The following is an 18,717-nucleotide window of genomic DNA, read 5'->3' on the forward strand; positions in this document are numbered from 1 at the left end:
GGCGACGTAAATTTTCGTCAAGCCGCATGGTCGTTATTGGATGCCCAGAAACATCAGGGCGGCCAGGGCAATGCCGTTGTTCAACGCATGCGCGGCGATCGGCGCCCACAAGGTGCCGGTGCGCTGGTAGAGCCAGGCGAAGGCGGCGCCCATGCCGCCATAGACCAGCCACAGCTGGGCGATTTCCCATGGGCCGTTGGCGCTGGTACCGGGAATTTCATGCACCAGGGCGAAGGCCAGGCTGCTCAGCAACATGCCCAGCAGCGGCCGGCCGGCCTGCCACAGGCGGCCGAACAGCACCCGGCGGAACAGCAGTTCCTCATAGGCCGGAGCAAGCACCACGGCAAACAGCGCCAGGAACCAGGGGAAGCGCGTCATCGCCTGTTCCATCAGCGCCAGGTTGGTCGGCACCGGCTCGATACCGCCCTGTTTGGCCAGCCACGCGATCAGATTGCTGCCGACGATCACCCCGGTGGCGACCAGCAGTGTCCACCCCCAGGTGGATGGGCGACGGGCGGCCTGGAACGACAGCGCCCGTTCGGCGGGCGTGGCCCGACGACGGAAGAAATACAGCACCAGTGCCGCGCCACCGGTGGCGACCAGCGCCATCAGGATCTGGGCGAGGGCACCGGGTTGTCCGAGCTGCTGGGCAAGACCGGCGACCGCGGACGCATCCGCACCGTCGCGCGCCGCCTGGTAACCGACGATCGCACCGCGGTAGAGCCCCCAGGCCAAACCGCTGATCAGACTGAGCGAGAGCAGCACCGCCACGCCGATGCCCAGATCGATGAAGAACCCTGCAAGCGGAGAACCCGGCCTGCGCGGTGATGGTGGAACAGCGGGGGGCAGCGGAGGCGTCATGGACGCCGGGGGGGTAACGGACATCGGATTCCTGGCATCGGGGGGCGATGGCCGGCCAGGGTCGCCCCCGGCCGGCCTTGCCCCGATTGTGTCAGATATCCAGGTTGGCGACCTTCAGCGCATTGTCTTCGATGAAGTCGCGGCGCGGTTCGACCACGTCGCCCATCAGCGTGCTGAAAATCTGGTCGGCAGCCACGGCATCCTCGATCCGCACCTGGAGCAGGCGACGGGTGTCGGGATTGACCGTGGTGTCCCAGAGCTGCTCCGGATTCATTTCACCCAGACCCTTGAATCGCTGGATCTGGCGACCCTTCTTGGCTTCATCCAGCAGCCAGTTGCGCGCCTCGGCGAAGCTGCCGACCTCGGCCGATTTGGCACCGCGGCTGATCTTCGCACCGGCACGGACCAGGCCGTGGAGGAGCAGGGAGGACTGGTGAAGGGCACGCAGTTCGCCGGTCTCGAATGCGGCCAGCGGCAGCACCTGGATCAGCTGTTCGCCCATGTGGCGACGCGTGACCAGCACGGCTGCCGGACGTTCGTCGGTGGGTTCCTGCAGTTCCAGCGTATAACGCGGCGAACCGAGGCTGCCCTGGTTGAGGCGGGTGGCCAGCGCGGCCAGGCCTTCGTCGGCGCCGGCCTTGCGCAGGTGTTCCAGATCCATCGGCGTGAAATCGATCAGCGCTTCCAGCACCTGGCGGTCATAACGATGGCCGTTGCGCGCGATGGTTTCCTGCGCCGAGGCGTAGGAAAGCAGCAGCTTCTCCAGCGCCACGCCTTCGATGCCGGGTTCGCTCTCGGCCGGGATCAACGAGGCGTTTTCCACCGCGCTGCTGGCCAGGTACGCATCCAGCGCCGGGTCATCCTTCAGGTACAGCTCCTGCTTGCCCTGCTTGATCTTGTACAGCGGCGGCAGGCCGATGTAGATGTGGCCACGCTCGATCAGCTCCGGCATCTGACGGTAGAAGAAGGTCAACAGCAGCGTACGGATGTGCGCGCCGTCGACGTCGGCGTCGGTCATGATGATGATGCGGTGGTAGCGCAGCTTGTCCGGGTTGTACTCGTCCCGGCCGATGCCGGTGCCCAGCGCGGTGATCAGCGTACCGACCTGGTCCGAGGCGAGCATGCGGTCGAAGCGGGCGCGTTCCACGTTGAGGATCTTGCCGCGCAGCGGCAGCACGGCCTGGTTCTTGCGGTTGCGGCCCTGCTTGGCCGAGCCACCTGCCGAGTCACCCTCGACGATGAACAGTTCGGACAGCGCCGGATCTTTTTCCTGGCAGTCGGCCAGCTTGCCCGGCAGGCCGGCGATATCCAGCGCGCCCTTGCGGCGGGTCAGATCGCGCGCCTTGCGGGCCGCTTCACGTGCACGCGCCGCGTCCACGATCTTGCCGGCGATCGCCTTGGCTTCGTTGGGGTTTTCCTGCAGGAATTCTTCCAGGCGCGCACCGAAGGCACTTTCCACCGCCGGGCGCACGTCCGAGCTGACCAGCTTTTCCTTGGTCTGGCTGGAGAAGCTCGGGTCCGGCACCTTCACCGACAGCACCGCGATCATGCCTTCGCGCATGTCATCGCCGGTCAGGTTGATCTTGGCCTGCTTGGCGATGCCGTTCTGCTCGATGTAATTGTTGAGCACACGGGTCAGCGCACCGCGGAAACCGGCGAGGTGGGTACCGCCATCCTTCTGCGGGATGTTGTTGGTGAAGCAGTACATCGTTTCCTGGTAGGAATCGGTCCACTGCAGCGCCACGTCCACGACGATCCCGTTGGACTCACCGGTGACGGAGATCACGTTCGGGTGCAGCGGCGTCTTCAACTGCGCCAGATGCTCCACGAAGCTGCGGATGCCGCCTTCGTAATGGAAGTCGTCGCGCCGGCCGTCGCCGCGCTCGTCCACCAGCACGATCTTGACGCCGGAATTGAGGAAGGACAGCTCACGCAGGCGGCGGGCCAGGATGTCGTAGTGGAACTCGACGTTGTCGTGGAACGCCTTCACCGACGGCCAGAAGCGCAGGGTGGTACCGCGCTTGGTGCTGGCTTCAACCTGCTTGAGCGAGTTGACCGCAGCACCGTCAGCGAATTCCTGCTGGTAGTGGAAGCCGCCCTGGTAGATATCCAGCAGCAACTTCTGCGAGAGCGCATTGACCACGCTGACGCCCACGCCGTGGAGGCCGCCAGACACCTTGTAGCTGTTGTCATCGAACTTGCCACCGGCGTGCAGGACCGTCATCACGACTTCGGCGGCGGAGACTTCGCGATCGAGCTTCTTGCTCATCTGCTCGTGCTTGCCGGTCGGGATGCCGCGCCCGTTGTCCGACACCGAGACCGAACCGTCCGCGTGGATCATCACCGACACATGGTCGGCGTGGCCGGCCAAGGCTTCGTCGATGGAGTTGTCGACGACCTCGAACACCATGTGGTGCAGACCGGTGCCGTCATGGACGTCGCCGATGTACATACCAGGACGCTTGCGGACAGCCTCGAGGCCTTCCAGGGCGGTGATGCTGTTGGCGTCGTAGTTGCCGCTGTTTGCGGGGATGTTCTGTTCTTCAGTCATTGCGCTTGCCGTAGGCTCCGCAGGTCGGTCCGCCGCGGTGAGGCGGGGCGCCGAGTAATAAGGGGTTGCAACAGCAATTATACCAGCCGGGCACCGTGGCCCCTGGGGGACCACTATGGCACAGGCTGGACCTGTCCATGTTCCACGTGGAACCGCGTGATATCTGTCGCGTCGATCAGTGCCGCCGGAACTTCAGTGGCGGTGATGAAGATCTGCGCCGGGCCGGCCTTCAAGCGCTCCAGCACCCGTGCCTGGTGGTGCCGATCCAGCTCCGAAGACAGGTCGTCCAATGCGATGACCGGCCATTCGCCGCGCTGCTCGGCGTAGTCTTCGGCCTGTGCCAGCAGGCAGGTGAGGGCCGTCAGTTTCGCCTGCCCCCGCGAGAGTGCATCCCGGCCGGGAATGGTCTCGAATCCGACGCTCCAGTCGGCCCGGTGTGGACCGACCGAGGTATAGCCAGCCATCCGGTCACGTTCCCGGGCCAGAAGGAGGGCATCGGAGAGTGAAACCTCCTGCTTGCGCCACCCTGGGCTCAAGCTCAGCGACTGGATGCCCAGATTGGGGGCCAGGACGGCGGCCAGTTCCACGGTTCGTTCCTGCAACCGCTCCAGGTAGTGCTGCCGGCGGGTGGTCAGCGGTTCGCCGGCTTCGGCGAGCTCTCGATCCCAGGCATCCAGGGCGTGCGGATGGCCGCCCTGCTTGAGCAGGGCGTTGCGCTGCTTAAGGGCGCGCGAGTATCGCCGCCACAGCCCCATGAAGTCTGGTTCCACGTGGAACAAACCCCAATCGAGGAACCGCCGACGGGGCTCACCGCCGCCACTGACCAGCGCGTGGCTACCTGGCTCGAAGGTCACCACCGCCAGCGCTGCGCAGAGGGTGCCGAGCTGGGCGACATCCTCGCCGTCCAGTCGGCCTTTCCATTCCTGCCCACTGTGGCGGAGCCCGGCCTTGCGCCGCGTCGGGGTTTCGGCGCCTTCGCGCTGCTCATCCCATTCGACAAAGACATCCAGCGCCTCCCGGCCCTGGCGCACCAGCCCATCCCGCACCCGGCCACGGAAACTGCGCCCGTACGCCATGACATGCAGCGCCTCCAGGACACTGGTCTTTCCGGCGCCATTGTCGCCGGTGATCAGATTGATGCCCGGTTTCGGCGCGAGTTCGACGGTATCGAAGCGGCGAACCTGATGCAGGGAGAGACGGCGGATATGCATGCGGAAGATCGACGCCGCGCCGGGCGGCGGAGGGGTAGCGGGGAATCGATCAGCTTACTGCATTGCCCTGGTTCCACGTGGTGCAAGCAGCCCTGGAAGTGCGCCGCCGTACAGTCCCCGGCGTTTCACCCAGCGGCGGGAGGAAGTGCCGGGCCCCGGCGGACGATGGCGAATCCCACTGTCCGATGTGGAGCAGGGCAATGCAAGGCAGACGAGGCGGCTTAGGGGACTCACTCAGGCCTGCTGTACCACGTGGAACATGCCCGTCGACCTCCACCCGGAGGCTCGAGAACGCGCTCAATTTCTTCAATTCTGAGGCTCGTCCAGGCCCATGGTGCTGCAGATTTCAAGAAATCCGCGGCGTTTTCCAGGGCGCCCAGCAGCCCGATCAGTACGTCCGAGCTGGATTGTTTGAATTCTGCGCGCGTCGCCGAAGCGGACCCCGTCAGAAATGAAGGACGCTCGCGCAGACCCAAACGAGACTGTCCACACCCCCCATGTATGAGTTATGCACAACCTAAGGGCAATCTGTGGATAAAAAGAGGCCCTGGAAGAGCCTTTAAAGATATCCACAGGATCACCCCCAGGCTCAGGCCCTGTTTTACCGGGGGTTTCGAGGCCCTAATTCCCTTTATAACCAACCACTTAACCTACTTTTCAACCAAATCTGGCCCTACCACCACCACCTAGCTTTAGATTTATATACAGTTTTTAAAAGCATAGAGCTGTGATTCAGCGGCAGAAAAGCGGCTCGTCGCGGCGCTCCAGATCTGGAGAGAAATCTGTCTTGGTTCGCAGTGGCGGCTTAACAGGATTCGCGAGATTGGCTGCGGGCAGGCGCTACCGAGCCACTTTTGCACCTGCGTTCGATAACGATCACCCCATCGCAAGATCGCCACTGGTTTGTGAGCGCAGCGGGGATGCGAATCGCGTGTGCCGGTGGCGACCTTGGTTCACGTGGCCGGTAACCATGGAGATCGGCCTTCACCCCCTACCCATGCAGCAGGCCTGCGTGTGCGGATACCCGGTCAGACAAGCAGGCAGGCCGGCAGACGAACCAAGCATCTCCAAGGTTCAACGCTACGACGATGCTCCACGTGGAACATCGCTTCTTTCGCCCAAAAAGAAACCCGGCAGTGCCGGGCTTCTCAAACAACTCGGTTCCACGTGGAACCAGCGCGCCAGGTCAGAGACGCAGCGGCATCACTACATGACGCGACTTCTCGCTGCTGGCCTCGCGGACCAGGGCAGAGGAGTTCGAATCACGCAGCTGGATCACGACGTGCTCGTCGCGCAGTGCCGACAGGGCATCGAGCAGGTAGTTCACGTTGAAGCCGATGGCCAGGTCGCTGACCGTGGTATCTGCCTCGATCTCTTCCTGGGCTTCTTCCTGCTCCGGGTTGTGCGCACTGATTTTCAGGTTGCCCGGCGAGACTTCCACGCGGATACCGCGGTACTTCTCGTTGGACAGAATCGCAGCACGCTGCAGCGAGGCACGCAGGGCTTCGCGATCGACCTTCACTTCGCGATCGGCACCGATCGGGATGACAGCCTCGTAATCGGGGAAGCGACCGTCGATCAGCTTGGAGGTGAAGGTCACATCGTCGCGCTTGACGCGCACGTGGCTGCGGCCGACTTCCAGCTCGATCTCGCGATCACCGCTTTCCAGCAGGCGCTGCAGCTCGGTCACGCCCTTGCGCGGCACGATGATCTGGCGCTTGGCACCGCTGGCCTTTTCCAGCTCGGTTTCGCACAGCGCCAGGCGGTGACCATCGGTCGCCACGGTACGCAGGGCATCGCCACGCAGGTCGAACAACAGGCCGTTGAGGTAGTAGCGCACGTCCTGCTGGGCCATCGCGAACGCGGTGCGTTCGATCAGTTCCTTCAGGGTCGCTTCGCCGATGGCCACGCGCTCGGTGGCTTCGACTTCGTCGACAGACGGGAAGTCATTGGCCGGCAACGTTGCCAGGGTGAAGCGGCTGCGCCCGGCCTGCACGGTGATCTTGTCACCGGTCTGCGAGACGGTGATCCGGCTGCCGTCGGGCAGGGCACGGATGATCTCGAACAGCTTGCGGGCGGGGATGGTGGTCTCGCCGTCCTGGGCATCTTCCACCGCGATCCGCGACACCATTTCCACTTCCAGGTCCGTGCCGGTCAGCGACAGCTGTCCGTTCTGGACCTGAACCAGGAAATTAGCCAGAACCGGCAGGGTCTGGCGGCGTTCGACCACGTTGACGACTTGTGCCAACGGCTTGAGAAAGGCTTCGCGCTGCAGTGTGAAACGCATGTGGTTCCGTGCCCCTATGCTTTAAAAAAATGTGGAATAAATCAAAAGCTTGGTGGTGCTGGTAGGGCCAGAATCGCGGGAAAACACGACTAAGCCTTTGTAAACAAAAGGGTTTTTGACCTCGAAACCCTCTGCATTACTAGCCCCCAAGGGGTGGGGAAAGGTGTGGATAACTTTACCGCCGAATCGAGCGGCTTTTTTATCCACAACCTATACCTCGCTTACTACCGGATTCTGCACCGTTTTATGCGATGACGCCTTAGCGGCGTACATGCATCATTCGCTCAACTTCCGGATCAGCTTGTCCCAGTCTTCCCGCAACTTGCCGTCGGCTTCCATCAACGTCCGGATCTGCCGGCAGGCATGCAGCACCGTGGTGTGGTCCCGGCCGGCAAAGGCGTCGCCGATTTCCGGCAGGCTGTGCTCGGTCAGTTCCTTGGTCAGGGCCATGGCGACCTGACGGGGACGGGCCAGCGAGCGGGTCCGACGCTTGGACAGCAGATCCTTGATCTGCAGCCCGTAGTAGTCGGCCACGGTTTTCTGGATGTTGGGAATGCTGATCGCCTGCTGCTGGGCGCGAAGCAGGTCGCGCAGGGTTTCCTGGGCGAAATCAGTGGTGATCGCACGGCCGGTGAAATTGGCGCGTGCGGCCAGGGTATTCAACGCACCTTCGAGGTCGCGGACATTGGAGCGCATCTTCTTGGCAATCAGAAACGCCACATCGTCGGGGATATCGGTGCCACGCTCGCGGGCCTTGGCCAGCACGATCGCTGCACGCGTCTCGAAGTCCGGCGGCTCGATCGCCACCGACAGGCCCCAGGCCAGCCGCGACTTCAGTCGTGCTTCCAGGCCTTCGACTTCGCGCGGGTACCGGTCACAGGTCAGGATGATCTGCTGCTTGCCGTCGAACAGGGCGTTGAACGTATGGAAGAACTCTTCCTGGGTACGGTCCTTGCCGGCGAAGAACTGGATGTCATCGATCAGCAGCGCGTCCACCTGCTGGAACTGGCGCTTGAACTGGTCCATGGTTTTTTCCTGCAGCGCACGGATCATCGCGCTGAAGAACTGTTCCGAACGCAGGTACAGCACCTTGGCTGCCGGGTTGGCCTGACGCATCGCATTGCCGGCCGCGAACATCAGGTGGGTCTTGCCCAGGCCGGTTCCGCCGTACAGCAGCAACGGGTTGTGGGCCCGGTCGCCCGGCTTCTGCGCCGCCTGGAACGCCGCGGCCAGGCCCAGCTGGTTGCTGCGGCCCTCCACGAAGTTGGCGAAGGTGTAGTGCGAATCCATGTTGCCGGCGAACGGCACCAGGGGCTCGGCCGGTGCCGCCGGTGCGGACAGGCCCGGAATCGGCGCGATCTGCGCCTCCACCGGGCGCGGACGCGAGCCGATTTCAAGAAAAACGTCGCCGAAACCGGCGAAGTGCGCCAGCAGTTCCTTGATGCGCGGCAGATACAGCTCGCGCACCTGGTCGACGATGAAGGCGTTCGGCGCATAAAGCACCAGGCTGTCCGCGCGCAGATCTGCCTGCAGCGGCTTCAACCAGGTGTGAACATCCTCGGGCGGAAACTCCGCTTCGAGGCGTTCGAGGGAACGAGACCAGGCATCCATCGGCAATAATCGTCTGGGGCCAGCGGATAGGCGAACAAAAGCGCCGCACCGCAGGCCGGAAGGGGGGAAGAATGGATGGCGCAGACTACCACCGACGAGGGGGGCCGGGAATGGTTGTCCCAAAGTTATTCACAAAACGATCCACAGCTATTGCACAGCCCGGTGAATTCCCGTAGTGACAGACACTTGACGGGACCTCGATGAGGTCTATAGAATTTCCGGTTCTTTCCGTCCCCTTCATATAGAGGCCCGCATGGCCACCAAGCGCACTTTCCAACCCAGCAACCTCAAGCGTAAGCGCGACCATGGCTTCCGTGCCCGTATGAAGACCGCTGACGGCCGCAAGATCCTGTCGCGTCGCCGCGCCAAGGGCCGTAAAGTCCTGAGCGCTTGATTGCAATGCCGCTTCCCGCGGCAGACGCAATCCTGACTGTGAGCAGTTCCGACCCGCGCAAGCGATTTCCTCGCTCTGCGCGGGTTCGTACGCGTGCCGAATATACAACGGTCTTCAACGGCGCCCGCCGTGTGTCCGATCCGCTGATGACCCTGCACTGGCTGAAGAGCGATACGCCAGCCAGGTTGGGTCTTGCGGTGTCGCGCAAAGTCGATCCCCGAGCCGTGGGTCGCAACCGAGTAAAGCGTGTGCTGCGCGATGCCACACGCCACCTACGGCCGTGGATGAGTGCCGGCGATTACGTCGTCGTTGCCCGCAGCGCCGCCCGTACCGCCAGCAATTCAGATATCCGCCAGGCCTTTGAACGCCTGCTGCGCCGCCTTGGCGCATTGCCCATGCCGGGCGCGGACGGCACAATGCCGCCGCCCCTGGGCGTTGTACCCCTTTCCCAGTCCGAGCCGGCATTGCGTGCCGGCCCCGTCGAGCCTGCACGCTGATGAACCAGACCCGCGTTTTCCTGATTTTTGCCTGGCTGATGGTGGCCGTGTTGCTGTGGATGGAGTGGGGCCGCGACAAAGCCGCGCCGCCGACCCCGGCCGTGGCCGCCCAGACCACCCAGGCCAGCGTGCCGGGTGCGGCTGCCGGCAGCATTCCCGGTGCACCCGTGCCCCAGGCTGACGGTTCCCTGCCGGCGGCACAGCCGGCCGCACAGACCGAGGCCGGCCCGGCCCGCGTGACCATCACCACCGACGTGCTGCGTCTGGTGCTGGACGGTGGCACGGTGCTGGACGCCGAACTGCTGCAGTTCCCCCAGACCAAGGAAGAAGGCAGCCCGCCGGTCCGCCTGCTGACGGAAGAAGCTACCCACCCGTACCGCGCGGTCAGTGGCTGGATCAGTGAAGACAAGACCATGCCGGTGCCGGCCGCCAACGGCTTCAAGCTGGTCGGCGACAACCACGACTTCGTGCTGGCCAAGGGCCAGGACGAGGTCACCGTGCCGTTCGAATGGACCGGCCCGAACGGCGTGACCATCCGCCGCACCTACTCGCTGGGTCGCAACGAGTACGCGATCACGGTCAAGGATGAAGTCGTCAACGGCGGCAGCGCCCCGTGGAGCGGCTACGTGTTCCGCACCCTGGACCGCACCCCGACCATCCTCTCGCGCAGCATGACCAACCCGGACTCGTTCAGCTTCAACGGCGCGACCTGGTTCAGCCCGCAGGACGGTTACGAGCGTCGCGCGTTCAAGGATTACCTGGACGACGGCCACCTCAACCGCACCATCACCGGCGGCTGGCTGGCGATGCTGCAGCACCACTTCTTCACCGCGTGGATTCCGCAGGCCGACCAGGCCGCGCAGTACTCGCTGGCGCAGAACAACGGCCGTGACCAGATCGAAGCGCGCGGCCCGGCCTTCACCGTGGCCCCGGGCCAGCAGGTCAGCACCGAAGCCCGCCTGTGGGTCGGCCCGAAGCTGGTCAACCTGATCGCCAAGGAAGACGTGAAGGGCCTGGACCGCGTGGTCGACTACAGCCGCTTCTCGCTGATGGCGATCATCGGCCAGGGCCTGTTCTGGGTGTTGAACCAGGTCCACAAGGTGGTCGACAACTGGGGCTGGGCCATCGTCGGCCTGGTGGTGCTGCTGAAGCTGGTGCTGTATCCGCTCTCGGCCGTGCAGTACAAGTCCGGCGCCAAGATGCGTCGCTTCCAGCCGCGCATCGCGCAGCTCAAGGAACGCTATGGCGATGACCGCCAGAAGTTCCAGACCGCGATGATGGAGCTGTACAAGAAAGAGAAGATCAATCCGATGGGCGGCTGTCTGCCGATCCTCATCCAGATGCCGATCTTCTTCGCGCTGTACTGGGTGCTGGTGGAATCGGTGGAACTGCGCCAGGCTCCGTGGCTGGGCTGGATCCAGGATCTGACCGCACGCGACCCGTACTTCATCCTGCCGGTGATCAACGTGGCGGTGATGTGGGCCACGCAGAAGCTGACCCCGGCGCCGGGCATGGACCCGATGCAGGCCAAGATGATGCAGCTGATGCCGCTGGTGTTCGGCGTCATGATGGCCTTCATGCCGTCCGGTCTGGTGCTGTACTGGGTCGTCAACGGTGGCCTGGGCCTGCTCCAGCAGTGGTGGATGACCAAGCGCCACGGCAGCGACCCGCTGCCGGTCGTCACCGCCAAGAAGTAAGCTGCACAGGAGACCCGCCGCAAGGCGGGTTTCCTGCATCTGCGGCCCGCGCATCCGTGCGGTCCGTAGAATGCTCCCTGATTCCCCGCCTGCTGCAGTGAGCCCGACATGACCCATGCCCCCGACACCATCGTGGCCATCGCCACCGCGCCCGGCGCGGGCGGCGTGGGCATGCTGCGGCTGTCCGGCCCGCAGGCGCGCCCCATCGCCGAGGCGATCGGCGTGCGCGCGATGCAGCCGCGGCACGCGCACTACGCGCGCTTCCGCGATGCGGCGGGCGAGGTAATCGACGACGGCATCGCGCTGTGGTTCCCGGCCCCGAACAGCTTCACCGGCGAAGAAGTGGTGGAGCTGCAGGGACATGGCAGCCCGGTGGTACTTCAGCAGCTGGTCGCGCGCTGCATCGCCTTGGGCGCGCGGCAGGCGCGGCCCGGTGAATTCAGCGAGCGCGCCTTCCTCAACGGCAAGCTCGACCTGGCCCAGGCCGAGGCGATCGCCGACCTGATCGCCGCCAGTGATACCCGCGCAGCGCGCGCGGCCCGCCGCTCGCTGGACGGGGTGCTCTCGCGCCGCGTGGACGAGGTCGCAGAACAGCTTGTTCTGCTGCGGATCCACGTGGAAGCGGCGATCGATTTCGCCGACGAACCGCTCGATACCCTCGGCGGCGCGCAGGTACGCAGTGGCCTGGTCACCGCGCTGCAGGCACTGATCCGGCTGCGCGACGATGCCGAACGTGGGCGCAGGCTGCGCGATGGTCTGCACGCGGTGCTGGTGGGCCCGCCGAACGCGGGCAAGAGCTCGCTGCTCAATGCACTGGCCGGCAGCGAGCGGGCGATCGTCACCGACATCGCCGGCACCACCCGCGACACCCTGCGCGAAACCATCCGCATCGATGGCCTGGAACTGACCCTGGTCGACACCGCTGGCCTGCGCGAAGGCGGCGATGCCATCGAGCGCGAAGGCATGCGCCGGGCGCGTGCGGAGATGCAGCGCACCGACCTGGCCATCGTGGTGGTCGATGCGCGCGATCCGCAGGCCGGCCGCGACGCGGTGGGCGACAGCATCGCCGACGTGCCGCAGCAGCTGTGGATCCACAACAAGAGTGATCTGCTGGACGCGATGCCGGTCGACGTCCCTGCGGACGTGGTGCATGTCTCGGCCGCGACCGGCCTCGGCTTGGATCAGTTGCACGCGCGCCTGCGCGCGCTGGCCAGCGGCAGTGCCGGTGACAGCGTGGACGGTGAGTTCTCCGCGCGTGCCCGCCATGTAGAGGCGATCGGTCAGGCCATCGGCCATGCCGAACGCGCCGAAGCGGAGCTGGTCCACGAGCACCTGGAGTTGGCGGCGGAGGAACTGCGTCTGGCACATGAGGCACTGGGCGAGATCACCGGGCGGATGAGCGCGGATGATCTGCTCGGGCGCATTTTCTCCAGCTTCTGCATCGGGAAGTAGGCGGCGCCTTTCTTCGCGCTGTCACACCCCTGCAGCAGACTGACCCGGTTCTTTATCGACAGGAATCTGAAGTGTCCAAGCCGTTGTGGGGGTGTGTGTTGCTGGTGTCGCTGGCCGTGGCACCATCGGTGGCCATGAGCGCTGAATCGTCTTCCCCTACGCCGGCCAAGGCCGCCGTCTACGGCCACCGCGGCGCCAGTGCGCTGCTGCCCGAGCACACGCTCGCCGCCTATGCGCAGGCCATCGCCGACGGCGCCGACTACATCGAGCCGGACCTGGTGATGACCAAGGACGGCGTGCTGGTATCGCGCCACGAGAACGAGATCGGCGGCACCACCGATGTGGCCGCGCACCCCGAGTTCGCCAGCCGCAGGACCGTCAAGACCATCGACGGCGAGCGCATCGAAGGCTGGTTCACCGAAGACTTCACCCTGGCCGAGCTGAAAACGCTGTACGCCCGCGAGCGCCTGCCGCAGCTGCGCAGCACCGCCTTCGACGGCCAGTTCCGCATCGCCACGCTGGACGAGATCATCGCCTTCCTGGTGCAGCAGGCCGGCCGCGCCAACCGCGGCATCGGGCTGGTGCCGGAGATCAAGCACGGCACCTACTTCACCAGCATCGGCCTGCCGATGGAAGACAAGGTGGTCGCCGCGCTGCAGGGCAACGCCTACACGCGCGTGGCGCCGGTGACGATCCAGTCCTTCGAGGTCGGCAACCTGCGTTACCTGCGTGGCAAGCTCGGCCGCGACAGCAACATCCGCCTGCTGCAGCTGCTCGGCGATCCCACGCATCAGCCGGGTGACGTGCTGGCCGCCAAGGGCCGCCAGCGCTATGCCGACCTGATCACCCCGGCCGGGCTGCGCGAGGTGGCCACCTATGCCGATGGCATCGGTCCGAGCCTGCGCATGGTCATCCCACTGGACGCGCAGGGGAAGCTGGGCACCCCGACCTCGCTGGTGCGCGATGCGCATGCGGCCGGCTTGATGGTGGTGCCGTATACGTTCCGGCCGGAGAACCAATTCCAGGCGGCGGAGTTTCGCAAGGGCGAGCCGAATGCCCGCAATGCCGACGGCTCGGTCGCCGAGATGCGCGCCTACCTGGCCACCGGCATCGATGCGTTCTTCACCGATGACCCGGCGCTGGGCCGGCGTGCGGTGGATGGGGACGGGACACCGGCGACCCGGTAGGTACCGACCGTTGGTCGGTACGATCATGATCGGTGCTACGCGCACCGACCTTGCTCGGTGGGCGCGATATCGGAGTATCCGGCGCACGGCAGCCACGCATGGCGTGGCTCTACCGTGGCATGCAATCAGATGGCGCTGCCGGTCAGTCCAGCGATGACCCTTCATCGCGCCGCCGAAACGGCAGCACCACGAAGTCGTGGCCCTCGCGCGGTTGCCACAGCACCGGCACGCGGGTCGGGGAGGGCGGCTCCAGGTCGGCATCGCGCGCCGCCTCGAGCTCGTCCTCTTCCTCGTCCTCCCAGCTGTAGCGCTTGCGCGGCGCCATCGGGTCGGAGAGGCGGAACAGCAGTGCGCTGATGATGCCGGCGAAGGCACCGCCCATGTGCGATTGCCAGGACACGCCCGGCTCGTGCGGCAGGATGGTCAGCAGCATGCTGCCGTAGAACAGGAACGCGATCAGCCCGGCGGCGATGGCCGGCCGGTCGCGGCGCAGCAGGCCAAGTACGAACACCAGGAACATCAGGCCGTGGGTGATGCCACTGGCACCGAGATGGCGGCTGCCCAGATCGCCGAGCAGCCAGGCACCGAGCCCCGAACCGAGCCACAGCAGGGGCAGCGCGCGCAGCGTTGCGTTGGGATAGACGCTGCCGGCCAGGGTGCCGAGGATCAGCAGGGCCGCCGCATTGGCACCCAGGTGCTGGATCGAACCGTGCAGCAGCGGTGCACCGAGAATGCCGAGCAGGCCGGCCTTGTCCAGCGGGGCAACCGCCCACGGGCGCCAGTCGAAGTGGCCTTGGGCGGTATACACCGCCACCAGCAGCAGCACGAAGGCCAGGCTCAGGTTGAACGCCCGCAGTACACCACCACGGTCGTTGCGGGAGGGGACCGGCGGCGCGCCGGTGGGCTGGGGCAGGTTGGCGTTCATACCCTTAGGGATGGCGCCGCCCCGGATGAACACAAGGGCAACGCCGTGGGAGAGAGAGGTACCGCCTGCGGGACAATCCCGCAGGCGGCACGGTCGGTCAGGCGTGGCCGCCTTCCTTCGGCGGATTCTTCAGGCTCAGCACCACGGTCGCGGCGATGATCACCGCCACCACACCCAGCGAGATCGGGGTGGGGATCTTGAAGATGTCGATCAGCATCATCTTGACGCCGATGAAGGCCAGCACCAGGGCCAGGCCGTACGGCAGCAGGTGGAAGCGATCGGCCATGCCGGCCAGCAGGAAGAACATCGCCCGCAGGCCCAGCACCGCGAAGACATTGGAGGTCAGCACGATGAACGGGTCGGTGGTGATGGCGAAGATCGCCGGGATGGAGTCCACCGCGAAGATCACGTCGGTCACCGCGATCAGGATCAGCACCACGAACAGCGGGGTGAACCAGCGCTTGCCATCGCGCATGACGCTCATGGCATTACCGGCGTAGTCGGGCAGCAGGCGCAGGTGCTTGCGCATCCAGCGCAGGGCGGGGTTGGTCTCCAGATCCGGCTCGCTGCCGGCTGAGAACCACATCTTCCAGCCGGTGAAGAGCAGGAACGCGCCGAACACATAGAGCAGCCAGTGGAACTTGGTCAGCAGCACGCTGCCGGCGAAGATCATGATCGTACGCAGCACGATCGCGCCCAGGATGCCGATGATCAACACCTTCTGGCGCTGTTCCTCGGGCACCGCGAAGTAGCCCATGATCATCAGGAACACGAAGATGTTGTCCACGGCCAGGGCTTTCTCGACCAGGTAACCGGTCAGGAACTCCAGCCCAACCTTGTTGGCCACTACCTGGCCGGCGGTCTCATTGAGGTAGTACCAGAGGCCACCGTTGAAGGCCAGGGCCAGCACGACCCAGCCGATCGACCACCACAGGGCCTCCTTGAAGGTGACCTTGTGCGGTCCGCCATGTCGCATCAATACGAGGTCGACCAGCAGCGCGATGATCACCACCGCGCCGAAGCCGCCCCACAACCACACATTACCGATCGTCTGCATTGGGTTTGTCCGTTGGAAAAATAGAATGCCTCAAGCCGGACGGCGAGGATCTGCAACGGAGGATCGGGGGGATCCGGGGACAGAGCTTCGCCATACGGCGAAGGTCTCGCTCGCAGTCCCGATGGGTGGGACTGCCGTTGCACCGGAGCCTGCGGGCTCGAATTGACGGCGACAACGTCTGGGAGCTACTCCCCTTCTGGGGCCGATTCTGCGGGGTGGCGGGGCCGCCGTCAAATCCTTTCCTTGCCCCGGCGCGGCTGAACGAAACACCTCGACAGGCCGTGATGGCCGCTGGCCGTGAAGCACGTCGTGGCCGGGTTTGCCGCGCTGACGGCCGGCGGCCGTCACTACCAAAGCGTCGTGGTGCTCACCGCCAGTACAGAGGGCTGCGGGCTTCCCGTTTACAATGCGCATATGAATACCCCTGCCCCCGTTGTCCGCCTCAAGAACGCCTGGCGCTCCAGCCACCCGTGGATCTTCCAGAAACTGGTAGAAAAGCCGGCCGTCCGTCCCAAACCCGGTGCCATCGTCGACGTCGTCGGCGTAGACGGGGAGTGGATCGGGCGTGGCTTCTACAACGGTCACTCGCGCATCGCCGTGCGCATCCTGGAGACCGATCAGGCCATCCCGGTCGACGCCGGCTGGTTCTCGCGCAAGATCGCCCAGGCGGTGTCGCTGCGTCGTGAGGTGCTCAAGCTGGACCAGATCTCCGATGCCTGGCGCGTGGTCCACAGCGAAGGCGACGGTCTGTCCGGCCTGGTCGTGGACCGCTATGGCGACCTGGTGGTGGTCGAGTTCTTTGCCGCCGGCATGTTCCGCCACCGCGAATGGGTCTACGAGGCCCTGCGCGAACAGTTCCCGGGCTGCCGTTTCCACAGCTTTGCCGACGAGCACGTGCAGAAGCAGGAAAGCTTCGACTTCCACGGCAACACCACCACCGAAGCGTCGGTGATCACCGAGTACGGCGTGAAGTTCCGCGCCGACCCGGCTGGTGCGCACAAGACCGGTTTCTTCGCTGACCAGCGCGAGAACCGCCAGTGGCTGAGCCAGCAGGTGGAAGGCAAGACCGTGCTCGATCTGTGCTGCAATACCGGCGGCTTTGCGGTGTATGCCGCTGCGCGCGGTGCGGCCGAAGTGGTCGGCATCGATATCGATGAAGACGTGATCGCCATCGCCAAGGGCAACGCCAAGCTCAACAACGTGCGCCCGAAGTTCATCCAGTCCGACATCTTCCCGTGGCTGCGCGATGCCTCCAACCGCGGTGAGCAGTACGACGTGGTGATCCTCGATCCAGCCAAGATGACCCGCGACCGCGACCAGGTCATCACCGCGCTGAAGAAGTACCTGGACATGAACAAGCTGGCGCTCGGCGTGGTCAAGCCCGGCGGCCTGCTCGCCACGTTCTCCTGCACCGGCCTGGTGGCCGAGGATCAGTTCCTGGACATGCTGCGCCGCGCCGCGTTCTACGCCGGCCGCACCATCCAGATCCTGAAAGTGGCCGGCGCCGGTCCGGACCATCCGTTCATGGCGCACGTGCAGGAATCGCGCTACCTCAAGGCCGTGTTCTGCCGCGTGGTGGATTGAGGTCTGTCCGGGCCAGACCCGTTGAACCCGGGACCGTAGAGCCACGCCATGCGTGGCTTCGCGGGCCAGATCAAGCCCAGCCACGCATGGCGTGGCTCTACAATCCAAGGTGAGGCGTCATGACGTTGCGCAGTCTGTCTTTGCTGGTTTCGCTGGCGTTGTGCACGCCACTGGCCGCCCACGCGATCGAATTCACCCCGCAGGAACTGGCCAGGGCGTCCACGCTGCAGCAGCGGCTGCTGACCCTGGACAGCCACCTCGATACACCGGCCAACTTCCACCGCGACGGCTTCGACATCACCCAGCGGCACGACCACAACGCGCTGTCGCAGGTGGATTACCCGCGCATGGTGGAAGGCGCGCTGGATGGCGGTTTCTGGGCCATCTACACCGACCAGGGCGACCGCAGTGCGCAGGCGCACCAGCACGACCGCGATGCCGGCCTGCTGCGGCTGACGGAAATCCGCGAGATGCTCGCCGCGCATCCGGATACCTTCCAGCTCGCGCTGACCGCCGCCGATGCCGCGCGCATCAAGGCCGCCGGCAAGCGCGTGGTCTACATCAGCATGGAGAACGCCAGCCCGCTGGTCGACGATCCCACGCTGCTCAGCTACTACCACCTGGCCGGCCTGCGCCTGCTCAGCACCGTGCACTTCGCCAACAACGAGTTCGCCGATTCGGCCACCGATCCCAAGGGCGCCGAATGGAAGGGCCTGAGCCCGGCCGGCAAGGCGCTGGTGGATGAAGCAGTGCGGCTGGGGATCGTGATCGATCAATCGCATGCCTCCGATGCGGTGTTCGATGATCTGATCGAGCGCATGCCGGTGCCGTTCGTGCTCTCGCACAGCTCGGCCAAGGCGATCTACAACCATCCGCGCAACCTCGACGATGCGCGCCTGAAGCGGCTGGCCAAGGCCGGCGGCGTGATCCAGGTCAACGCCTATGGCGGTTACCTGATCGATACCGGCAAAAGCGAGGCGCGCAAAGCGGCCGAGACGGCGCTGATGGCGCAGCTCGGCACCGATTACGACGGCATGAGCATCCAGCAGGGGGTCGCGCTGAAGAAGGGGCTGGAGGAAATCGACCAGCGCATCCCGCTGCGCAAGGCCACGCTCGACGATTTCTTCGCCCACTTCGAGCACATCCTCAAGGTGGTCGGCCCCGAACACGCAGGCATCGGCCTGGACTGGGATGGCGGCGGTGGCCTGGCCGATCTCCAGGACGTGAGCCAGTTGCCCAAGATCACCGCCTGGCTGCTGCGCAAGGGTTACACCGAGAAGCAGATCGCCGGCATCTGGGGCGGCAACCTGCTGCGCGTCATGCAGCAGGCGCAGGATCATGCCGCCAAGGCCGCGGCCGCGAAACCCTGAGGCCAGTGGCGCGTCGCGCGCTGCCCGGCAGGG

The 18,717-nt window shown here is 65.2% G+C and carries 14 protein-coding genes; 7 read left to right on the forward strand and 7 right to left on the reverse strand.

Annotated elements, in window-relative coordinates; all coding sequences use genetic code 11:
* Positions 1-33: 33 nt before the first annotated feature.
* The 5 genes from PV764_RS18690 to dnaA all read right to left on the reverse strand — a co-directional run bounded on the left by PV764_RS18690 (position 34) and on the right by dnaA (position 8,521).
* Positions 34-885: a CPBP family intramembrane glutamic endopeptidase gene (locus PV764_RS18690; RefSeq protein ID WP_019184051.1), complete on the reverse strand. Its 852-nt coding sequence runs from the start codon at positions 883-885 to the stop codon at positions 34-36.
* Between the two features lie 67 nt (positions 886-952).
* Entirely contained in the window at positions 953-3,412 is a 2,460-nt protein-coding gene (gene gyrB, locus PV764_RS18695) for a DNA topoisomerase (ATP-hydrolyzing) subunit B (RefSeq protein ID WP_019184050.1), read from the reverse strand.
* A gap of 113 nt (positions 3,413-3,525) precedes the next feature.
* Positions 3,526-4,623: a DNA replication/repair protein RecF gene (gene recF / locus PV764_RS18700; protein ID WP_019184049.1), complete on the reverse strand. Its 1,098-nt coding sequence runs from the start codon at positions 4,621-4,623 to the stop codon at positions 3,526-3,528.
* A 1,186-nt stretch (positions 4,624-5,809) separates the two neighbouring features.
* On the reverse strand, positions 5,810-6,910 hold the full coding sequence (dnaN, locus tag PV764_RS18705; RefSeq protein ID WP_019184048.1) for a DNA polymerase III subunit beta: 1,101 nt from the start codon (positions 6,908-6,910) through the stop codon (positions 5,810-5,812).
* A gap of 276 nt (positions 6,911-7,186) precedes the next feature.
* On the reverse strand, positions 7,187-8,521 hold the full coding sequence (dnaA, locus tag PV764_RS18710) for a chromosomal replication initiator protein DnaA (RefSeq protein ID WP_046272260.1): 1,335 nt from the start codon (positions 8,519-8,521) through the stop codon (positions 7,187-7,189).
* Between the two features lie 253 nt (positions 8,522-8,774).
* Here dnaA and rpmH point away from each other — a divergent pair, with 253 nt between their 5' ends.
* The 5 genes from rpmH (at position 8,775) to PV764_RS18735 (ending at position 13,748) form a co-directional block, all read left to right on the forward strand.
* Complete coding sequence (gene rpmH, locus PV764_RS18715) at positions 8,775-8,915, forward strand: 50S ribosomal protein L34 (protein ID WP_006404565.1); 141 nt, start codon at positions 8,775-8,777, stop codon at positions 8,913-8,915.
* Positions 8,916-8,920: 5 nt separating this feature from the next.
* Positions 8,921-9,412, forward strand: coding sequence for a ribonuclease P protein component (rnpA, locus tag PV764_RS18720; RefSeq protein WP_019184046.1), 492 nt, complete (start codon positions 8,921-8,923; stop codon positions 9,410-9,412).
* The gene (gene yidC, locus PV764_RS18725; RefSeq protein ID WP_019184045.1) at positions 9,412-11,109 is read left to right on the forward strand and encodes a membrane protein insertase YidC; all 1,698 of its coding nucleotides are present in this window, start codon (positions 9,412-9,414) and stop codon (positions 11,107-11,109) included. Before rnpA ends, yidC begins: the two co-directional genes overlap by 1 nt.
* Before the next feature lie 108 nt (positions 11,110-11,217).
* A complete protein-coding gene (gene mnmE, locus PV764_RS18730; RefSeq protein WP_421117261.1) occupies positions 11,218-12,561 on the forward strand; it encodes a tRNA uridine-5-carboxymethylaminomethyl(34) synthesis GTPase MnmE in 1,344 nt (447 codons plus the stop codon).
* Between the two features lie 134 nt (positions 12,562-12,695).
* Positions 12,696-13,748 carry a glycerophosphodiester phosphodiesterase gene (locus tag PV764_RS18735; protein WP_421117280.1) on the forward strand — a complete coding sequence of 351 codons (1,053 nt, stop codon included), beginning with the start codon at positions 12,696-12,698 and terminating at the stop codon, positions 13,746-13,748.
* Between the two features lie 142 nt (positions 13,749-13,890).
* On the opposite strand, the gene PV764_RS18740 is transcribed toward PV764_RS18735, so the two are convergent.
* Both PV764_RS18740 and PV764_RS18745 read right to left on the reverse strand, forming a co-directional pair.
* The gene (locus tag PV764_RS18740) at positions 13,891-14,673 is read right to left on the reverse strand and encodes a rhomboid family intramembrane serine protease (protein ID WP_421117262.1); all 783 of its coding nucleotides are present in this window, start codon (positions 14,671-14,673) and stop codon (positions 13,891-13,893) included.
* Positions 14,674-14,770: 97 nt separating this feature from the next.
* Positions 14,771-15,730: a TerC family protein gene (locus PV764_RS18745; RefSeq protein WP_421117263.1), complete on the reverse strand. Its 960-nt coding sequence runs from the start codon at positions 15,728-15,730 to the stop codon at positions 14,771-14,773.
* 414 nt (positions 15,731-16,144) lie between these two features.
* Here PV764_RS18745 and PV764_RS18750 point away from each other — a divergent pair, with 414 nt between their 5' ends.
* On the forward strand, positions 16,145-17,314 hold the full coding sequence (locus PV764_RS18750) for a class I SAM-dependent rRNA methyltransferase (protein WP_421117264.1): 1,170 nt from the start codon (positions 16,145-16,147) through the stop codon (positions 17,312-17,314).
* A gap of 119 nt (positions 17,315-17,433) precedes the next feature.
* Positions 17,434-18,684, forward strand: a complete 1,251-nt coding sequence (locus PV764_RS18755) for a dipeptidase (protein WP_421117265.1) — start codon at positions 17,434-17,436, stop codon at positions 18,682-18,684.
* Positions 18,685-18,717 lie beyond the last annotated feature (33 nt).

Origin of the sequence: Stenotrophomonas sp. AS1 (genome assembly GCF_048957655.1) — a bacterium.
GTDB lineage: Bacteria > Pseudomonadota > Gammaproteobacteria > Xanthomonadales > Xanthomonadaceae > Stenotrophomonas > Stenotrophomonas bentonitica_A.

Coding starts and splice junctions, on each gene's coding strand:
- PV764_RS18750 (WP_421117264.1), top strand. CDS start 16,145: ATGAATACCCCTGCCCCCGTTGTCCGCCTCAAGAACGCCTGGCGCTCC.
- mnmE (WP_421117261.1), top strand. CDS start 11,218: ATGACCCATGCCCCCGACACCATCGTGGCCATCGCCACCGCGCCCGGC.
- PV764_RS18735 (WP_421117280.1), top strand. CDS start 12,696: ATGAGCGCTGAATCGTCTTCCCCTACGCCGGCCAAGGCCGCCGTCTAC.
- yidC (WP_019184045.1), top strand. CDS start 9,412: ATGAACCAGACCCGCGTTTTCCTGATTTTTGCCTGGCTGATGGTGGCC.
- PV764_RS18740 (WP_421117262.1), bottom strand. CDS start 14,673: ATGAACGCCAACCTGCCCCAGCCCACCGGCGCGCCGCCGGTCCCCTCC.
- PV764_RS18745 (WP_421117263.1), bottom strand. CDS start 15,730: ATGCAGACGATCGGTAATGTGTGGTTGTGGGGCGGCTTCGGCGCGGTG.
- rpmH (WP_006404565.1), top strand. CDS start 8,775: ATGGCCACCAAGCGCACTTTCCAACCCAGCAACCTCAAGCGTAAGCGC.
- PV764_RS18690 (WP_019184051.1), bottom strand. CDS start 885: ATGTCCGTTACCCCCCCGGCGTCCATGACGCCTCCGCTGCCCCCCGCT.
- PV764_RS18755 (WP_421117265.1), top strand. CDS start 17,434: ATGACGTTGCGCAGTCTGTCTTTGCTGGTTTCGCTGGCGTTGTGCACG.
- gyrB (WP_019184050.1), bottom strand. CDS start 3,412: ATGACTGAAGAACAGAACATCCCCGCAAACAGCGGCAACTACGACGCC.
- dnaN (WP_019184048.1), bottom strand. CDS start 6,910: ATGCGTTTCACACTGCAGCGCGAAGCCTTTCTCAAGCCGTTGGCACAA.
- rnpA (WP_019184046.1), top strand. CDS start 8,921: ATGCCGCTTCCCGCGGCAGACGCAATCCTGACTGTGAGCAGTTCCGAC.
- recF (WP_019184049.1), bottom strand. CDS start 4,623: ATGCATATCCGCCGTCTCTCCCTGCATCAGGTTCGCCGCTTCGATACC.
- dnaA (WP_046272260.1), bottom strand. CDS start 8,521: ATGGATGCCTGGTCTCGTTCCCTCGAACGCCTCGAAGCGGAGTTTCCG.